Below are 6,688 nucleotides of genomic sequence, written 5' to 3' on the forward strand. Positions count from 1 at the left end.
GATGCGGTTAATCGACCTTAAGGGTTTGCTAATCTTGCTATCCGTTGTTGCAGTGTCCGCCTGCGAGCAGATCAATGAAACGCGCAATCCAACAGTCAGTGATCTGACCCTTGATCCTAATGCGATGGGTGAAGTTAACCGGATAAGCATTCCAATGCCGCCCCCGGTCGCGCCTGCAGTCGCAACACGTGCCGAAGCGTCGAGCCTGTGGGATTCCCGCAAACCCCAGCTTTTCCAAGATCGCCGCGCCGGAAATGTCGGTGATCTGGTGACGGTCCTGATCGACATCAACGATCGCGCCCAGCTACAAAATGCTTCGGGACGTAGTCGGTCTGCATCGCAAAGTGTTGCAGATCCGGATATCCTTAACCTTGATATATCGACTGATAGCGGCAAGTTGTTGGGCCTGGACAGCAATTCATCGGTCAACGGTGAAGGGTCTATCCGCAGGAATGAATCGATCCGCTTGCGTGTGGCCGCGCTGATCATCCAAACGCTTCCGAACGGAAACTTTGTGATCGCCGGGCGCCAGGAAGTCAAAGTTAACGCTGAACTGCGGGAGCTAAGGATTGCCGGCATTATCCGTCAGGCGGATATCTATGTTGATAACACCATCGACTATGACAAAGTTGCCGAGGCACGGATCACCTATGGTGGGCGCGGACAGATTTCGACGGTTCAAACACCAAGATACGGGCAAGATGTGCTTGAAGTTATCCTTCCATATTAGAAGGTACCTCCAATGATGAAAATCATGATTATCGGTGCCCTCGTTTTGGGAATGGGGGCGGCGGGCTATTTTGGTGAGCAATTTTTGCGCCCGACCCAAGCCCCTGTCTCAGAGGCCGCTGCCGTCCATAAAAATGAGCTTTTGTTCAAGATGCCTCTGGGCAATTTCACTATGCAGATCACGCAGCCTAGTGAAGTTATTAACATGACGATTAATCTTGATGTCTATGTGATGGGCGCTGCGGCATTTGCCAAAATCAATGGTGCAAATGGGCGAGCTTTGCTGCGCGATGGAGCTGTCGCGGCCATAGCCGAGGTTGCGACGACAAACTTGGGGATCACTGTGACCGACGAAGAAGACGTCATGAAGCTTGATCTATCAGAGCAGATCGTGCGCAAGCTTTATGTCAATTTCCCCTATGTGCGCACGGCAAGGATCAATGCCATTTTCATGAGGAAAAGCGTAAGAAAATAAGGTTTTAATCTAGGGATCAGCTTGCGGATTTTACGGTAATCGAGGAAACGGTTTCCCCGCCATCCAAGCCAAAAATGATCTCACCTTCATGAAACCTTACATCTTCCACCTTAGCGTTCCGGGAAACCTGCACATCAACGGCATTTCCTGCGGAATCTTTGGCGATCATCTGTACGGTATATTTTCCGGCAAGTAGATCGTTCCCGTAGCTATCTTTCCCGTTCCATTCCAAGGGGTTGGCGGTTCCGGTCAAGGTGGATAAGCCTGACAATTTGCGCACGACACGCCCCAGATTGTCGATGATATTGGCGGTTACTTCTGTTGCACCCGGCCCCACTTCGTAGGTTGAACCGTTTGTCCCGTTTTCCATGATGACTGTATTTGATGCCACGTTCACATCGCGCCCCAAAAGATCAAGGCCACCAAGATTCATCAAGCCACTGATTTGACTTGTTAATGTCTCCAGACGTGTGTTTGTCTGAACCGCTTGTTCGACCTGCGACAACTGGGCCAACTGCGCCACGAATTGCGTGCTATCAACCGGTTCAAGCGGATCCTGGTTCGAAATCTGTGCCGTCAAAAGCGTCAAGAATTTGTTATAATCATCACCAAGTTGGGACAGGGATGAATTGGCCTGATCGGTTTTCGATGCGGTAACACTGCTCAGCAACGTTTGGCTCGTTAACATCGGTAATCTCCCTTAGGTGAACAAATCGAGCTGACCGTCTGCGACGATATCAACATGTTCAGATTTGGTATCAGCTTCGAACATCATGCTACCCTGATTAACAGAGTTTTTGGACTGTTGTTGGCTTTGACCACCAGTATCATTGGTGTCACTTTGCTCAAAGTCAAAATTACTCGCGTCAGACATGCCAATAGCATGTGCTAACAGTTGCCGCTCATCGCGCAAAGCTTGAAGAACCATTGAGTTTTCGACTCTAACCATGACCCTTGTAGTATTATCCTTTTCCGTGAGGATTTCGATATCTATCTTTCCAAAACCTCGGGGTAAAAGGCTAACCATTGTACGGCCTTTACGGACGTCAAATGACTTCACTTGGGCAACCAAAGCTTCGGCGAAATGCTTTGGTGCCGTCTTGGGGTGTGCGTCCAGCCCGTCAATTGATCTGCTGGAAAGCATATTCTGTGACGCCGCCAGCGCTTCGGTCTCATTGATCGACTGAAGTTGGAGGTCCGTTGTCATTTCAGTAGGGATTTCACCAAGGCCGATTCCTTTTACCGATGTCATGTCAAACGTCAGCTTGTTGAAAATATCTGGTGTCTGTGTGATTTGCGCTGTGGTTGTCGCCATGGCGAACTTGCCCGAAATTTGCTCAGGCGGTTCATCAGCGGCTGTTTCCGAAGTTACCGAAGACGCCGTTGGCTGCCTATTGGTTTGAAAAACATCGCGCGTTTTCTTGAAGGTTTGAGCTTTGATATCCTTGATCGGTACGGTGGCAACCGGCCCATCTGCCTGCACCGTCGCAGCCGCCTGCTGGGGAGTTTTCGAGGTTTCAGTAGCACCGGTCAAGTTTTGCAAAGCCCCCTGCCCTTCTTCTTGCGAAGGTTCGGAAACTGTATTTGCCATTTTCGGACTGGCTGCAGCTTGCGTAAGAAGCTGAACCGCCCCCGGTGGTTTTTGCTCACCCGTGCTTGGTTTGACTTGTACCGCTGTTGAAGATTGAAGTTGCTGCAAAGGATCGGCTGTTTGGATACCAAGATCAGTCTGGATGCCATTTGAGGCAGACGTTTGTGCGAGCTGCGGGGCGGTTGCCGCCACCAGAGAAAGCCCATCAGAACTTTCGACATCGCCCTCTGTCAATAACGCACCGGTTTTAAGAGCCGCCGGATCGACCGTTACCGGAACAAGAAGGCCCGCCTCAGGCATCATTCCCATCAAGACGTTCGCGGCTTCATCGCTCAGAGGTGGCTGAGCGGGGGTAATCGGTTCTGCTGATATCAGGCTTCCAAGCGATGCGCCGGTGCCATCCAGCATTTCCAGATTACCCAACGTAAAAAGATCATCTTTCCCGGTCACATCAGAAAATAACGCGGCAAGGCTGCCTGATAGACCGACTTTATTTTGACCTTCGCCGGCACCAGTCACATTCGGCGTCGCACCCGATTTTGTGGGTGTGACGGCAGCGCCTGATTTTGATACTTGGCCGTTTCCGACCAAAGCAGAGAATGCGCCTGACGAAGCTGTTGATGGTTTCGCGGCAGGGCTAAAGCCAGTATCGGTACCAGTCGGTGGGAGAATAAAATTCACGTTAACTTGCTCTACTTGTTACGACGCCGCGCGACACCAGTTCAGTTTTTAGCCGTACCATCGCACGACGTTCAAGTTGGCGTAATTTGTCAGAGTTAACGCCAAGGCGAACTGATAAATCCTTAACTGATTCAGGGGGTTGCTTGATCATCCGGCATTGCACGACTTCCCGGTCAATCGCATCAAGACCTGACATCGCGTCAGAAATATTCTTGCACATTATTTGGTGGGAAGATCGGGTAATCAAATGCTCTTCGGGACTTTGGTCTTCAGACACCAAAGACAGAAGCGTGTTTTCGTCATCAACCGAATGGCGGGTCGGTGCTGGGGCTTCTTTGGATGTGCCTTCGGGCGTGTCAACGATCGCATGAAGTCGGTTACGGGCCGTGATCGTTGCGTTTTTCACCCACCAGCGGGCATAGGTCGAAAACCGAACGTCCCGATCAAGATCAAACATTTCTGCTGCCTTGATCAAACCGATTATTCCTTCCGAAATAAGGTCTTCCCGGTCAGCTTGGTCACTGCTCAACTTGCGCGCCCAATAATAAACAATGCGCGCATGGGACAAAAGAAGCTCTTCCAGTGCGCTTGGATCTTTGTTCGTTTGCCAGCCTTCAATGAGAGCCCGTTCTTGTTCCCACTCTAAAAAGGGCGCTGAACGCGCCAACGCGTACGAGATTTCCATGTGCCTGCCCAACTTTTCTTTTTTCTCACAACAGCACACTTTTTTGTTCTTTAGAAGAACATTTCAGTTAAAGCATGATTAATTTTGGACAGAACTTAGATGCTCATGTAAAATAAGGTGCATCCCCCTAAAGGATCTTGTCGGTTTGGAAGGCTAAGTTTGCGGTGGCACAGCTCTTCGCGAGACGATCACCCAATATTCGGATGGCAGCCCTATCATCATTGGCAAAATGCCGCTGAATTTCTGTTGGATCGCCTTCTTATGTGCCGCTTTATGGTTAATTACCGTGATTTGATGGCGCATTGGCACAGTTGCTACCCAAATCAGATCGTTGATCTGGATTAACAGAAGTTGGTTGATGACCCTGCCGTAGTAACGAAAGCCTTGGCTCCGGCGACCGATCTTGATTGGTCCACAGACCGGCTCGCGCCAGAGCAGGCAGTTAACCATGTTTTGACTGCAAGCTCGGATCAGGTTCGCAAACCGATCTACCGGAACAGTGCTGAAAAGTGGAGGAAACATGAGGAAGAATTCAGGCCAATGACCGAACTGATGAAATCGGCCAAGTTAATCTGAAATATACCGTCAGGGCCGGTTTTTGGTTTAACCTAGCACTTAACCTGACTTCTTATTTATCCTTGAGGAGGTCATCGAGGGCAGAAGACACATCTTTCAACCGCACGAGCCCGGAATTTGACTGCGATTGGAGGTATTTCAAGACACCGATCTTAAGCTCTCTTGTCGACCTCACATCTCTGTCCAGCGGTCTGCTTGCTCTGGCCGCGTCCAAAGGCTGTACTGGCCCAGAAGATTTGTTCTGCCGCGCCACGCTTTGTCCCTGCGCTATTTTATAGGCGTTCGCGCCAACGCGTGACGATGAAATCGCAGGGTTGCCCGGATGTGTGCCACAAAGAGCTTCGGTAGGCAGTGACCCCGCAATCATGCGACCGGAAAGAAAGTTGATTTCCTTCACATCTTGCTGCCAAGTGTAGCTTATGCGCATTGTTCGTCTAGTCATCCGAGTCGTCGGCCCATTCAATTTCCAGCCCATCTCCTTGTGGGCAGAGTCATATCCTTCGGCGTATCGGATTTGATTGCAAATATTTTCCCACTTTTCGCCACATTCGCGCCTTAATCGCCATATTTCGATCTCCAAAGTAGGTGATTTTCCGCGATTACAGTCAGTTCGGGAAACATTGTGGTTGGTTGGGGCTTGGGTTTTTGAGAATCGGTTTGGTGGGGGAACTGGCGCTGAACCAATCACCCAATCTCAACCATACTCTCCTCTGACATCAGCACTCATGTCAGCGGGAACGTAAACCTGGGGAGCAAGGAGGCCGACTTCAGAGGTGTGACGTTCGTGGTCGTAATGATCGGCGAAGGTCTTGATTTGAGTTTCGTGGTCACCCAGCAGGAAGTAGTTTTTTACCAGAATACGGTTCTTCAAAGTTTGATCTTCACTTCTGTGGTAACGATGAGCCAAAAACACTCTCTTATCAAACACCGCTATTTGGCCACGTAGGCGTTGACGTTTGATAGTTTATATTATCGGGCGTTTGGGCCAGTTTGGGTGTTGTCACATAGACCATCTCAGGTTGCCGTTTGCAGCATTTGTAAGGGGCGAATTTTGATGAGCGCCTCATTTATCCGCTAGAAACGGCGTCGGCTTCCACGTGAAGTTATCTGCCAGCCAGTTTGGTCTCTGCTGCCGTTTTAATCCCAGCCTTCGGGAAGTTTGAAGAGATGTCTATCACACAAGGCGCTCAACAATCGGACCGTGACCAGCCATTTGTCTTTCTGAAAGCGTAAAAGGGCAATGCAAGAATATCGGTTACCCGAAAGCTGCAGTGGACCCGTCGCGGTTTGATGCCGCTCCTTTGATAGCATTTACTGCAACAAAGGAGATTGACTATGGGACTGAAACGGACGGACGAATTTCGCCAGGATGCGGCGCGTATCGCATTGACCAGCGGGCTTACACGCAAGCAGGTCGCTGACGATCTTGGTGTTGGGATGTCGACGCTGAACAAATGGATCACAGCGCATCGAGACACGGGTGTGTTGTCGAAAGATGATTTGGATCTCGCCAAAGAGAATGATCGGCTTCGGCGCGAGAACCGTCTTCTCAAGGAGGAGAGGGACATCCTAAAAAACCGTTCCGGGTTGGGGCCCGCTTGTGCGCGGTAGAAACAGCCTGTGCTACAGTCGCGCCATGAAGGGGAGCGGCCGTTCGCTTATTGGTGGTCCGTCTGAGGGCGGAACCCCGTTAAAAAACGTGGTCCATGGGTTGATGCGAACTTGAGAGTGGTGACGCTGCTTTGGCAGTGATCCCGGTTAGGAAGATGACGGATTTGCATAGCCCACGCCCTTCTGTTGCCAACAGGAGGATAGACAATGGCAAAGCAAAAGACCCGCAAGATTCCTACGATTGAGACTGTGAACATTGGCGCTGCCGCCGTTGATATTGGTTCACGCGAACACATGGCGGCTGTAAACCCAGAGGTGACAGACTCACCGGTGCGCGCGT

The 6,688-nt window shown here is 50.6% G+C and carries 7 protein-coding genes and 1 pseudogene; 3 read left to right on the plus strand and 5 right to left on the minus strand.

Annotation, left to right across the window (positions count from 1 at the left end; genetic code table 11):
• The first annotated feature begins 1 nt into the window (after position 1).
• Positions 2-730, plus strand: a complete 729-nt coding sequence (locus tag HGT1_RS16110) for a flagellar basal body L-ring protein FlgH (protein ID WP_255200238.1) — start codon at positions 2-4, stop codon at positions 728-730.
• A 12-nt stretch (positions 731-742) separates the two neighbouring features.
• Positions 743-1,204, plus strand: a complete 462-nt coding sequence (locus tag HGT1_RS16115; RefSeq protein WP_176250974.1) for a flagellar biosynthesis protein FlgH — start codon at positions 743-745, stop codon at positions 1,202-1,204.
• 16 nt (positions 1,205-1,220) lie between these two features.
• On the opposite strand, the gene HGT1_RS16120 is transcribed toward HGT1_RS16115, so the two are convergent.
• From HGT1_RS16120 to HGT1_RS16140, 5 genes are all read right to left on the minus strand, one after another.
• Positions 1,221-1,892, minus strand: a complete 672-nt coding sequence (locus tag HGT1_RS16120; RefSeq protein ID WP_176250975.1) for a flagellar hook assembly protein FlgD — start codon at positions 1,890-1,892, stop codon at positions 1,221-1,223.
• A gap of 12 nt (positions 1,893-1,904) precedes the next feature.
• Positions 1,905-3,476, minus strand: a complete 1,572-nt coding sequence (locus HGT1_RS16125; RefSeq protein WP_176250976.1) for a hypothetical protein — start codon at positions 3,474-3,476, stop codon at positions 1,905-1,907.
• Between the two features lies 1 nt (position 3,477).
• Positions 3,478-4,161: a sigma-70 family RNA polymerase sigma factor gene (locus tag HGT1_RS16130; RefSeq protein ID WP_176250977.1), complete on the minus strand. Its 684-nt coding sequence runs from the start codon at positions 4,159-4,161 to the stop codon at positions 3,478-3,480.
• A 153-nt stretch (positions 4,162-4,314) separates the two neighbouring features.
• On the minus strand, positions 4,315-4,611 hold the full coding sequence (locus tag HGT1_RS16135) for a hypothetical protein (RefSeq protein ID WP_176250978.1): 297 nt from the start codon (positions 4,609-4,611) through the stop codon (positions 4,315-4,317).
• A gap of 820 nt (positions 4,612-5,431) precedes the next feature.
• Positions 5,432-5,644, minus strand: coding sequence for a hypothetical protein (locus HGT1_RS16140; protein ID WP_176250979.1), 213 nt, complete (start codon positions 5,642-5,644; stop codon positions 5,432-5,434).
• A gap of 428 nt (positions 5,645-6,072) precedes the next feature.
• On the opposite strand from HGT1_RS16140, the pseudogene HGT1_RS16145 reads away from it, so the two are divergent.
• Positions 6,073-6,312: pseudogene (locus HGT1_RS16145) on the plus strand (transposase); the annotation flags it as partial.
• Positions 6,313-6,688 lie beyond the last annotated feature (376 nt).

This window comes from Sulfitobacter sp. HGT1, from assembly GCF_013282155.1.
GTDB lineage: Bacteria > Pseudomonadota > Alphaproteobacteria > Rhodobacterales > Rhodobacteraceae > Sulfitobacter.